General features: G+C 35.8%; 1 pseudogene. It reads right to left on the bottom strand.

Annotation, left to right across the window (positions count from 1 at the left end):
* A pseudogene (locus C1G53_RS12375) lies at positions 1–282 on the bottom strand (AI-2E family transporter); the annotation flags it as partial.

Consider the following 282-nt stretch of genomic DNA (forward strand, 5'->3'; position numbering starts at 1 on the left):
TTAGTTAGGGCATTTACCGATTTTGGAATGGCTGTGCTGCTAACCGAAACCAGTTCTGAAACAGTCGTCACCAATGTAGGAAGAACAATCACTACCAGTCCTGTCACAATTAAAGCAAATCCAATTAATACTCCAACAATTGCCAAAGACCGCTTGGATTTCTTTAAAAAAGAAATTTTTTCAAACTGATCTTCTAATTTTTTCATGGGAACATTGAGAATAAAGGCAAAAATAGCTCCAATAAAAAGCGAATTCATACTGCCCAATAATTGTTGAATAGCC

The sequence above is a fragment of the Streptococcus suis genome (genome assembly GCF_002960445.1).
Lineage (GTDB): Bacteria > Bacillota > Bacilli > Lactobacillales > Streptococcaceae > Streptococcus > Streptococcus hyiners.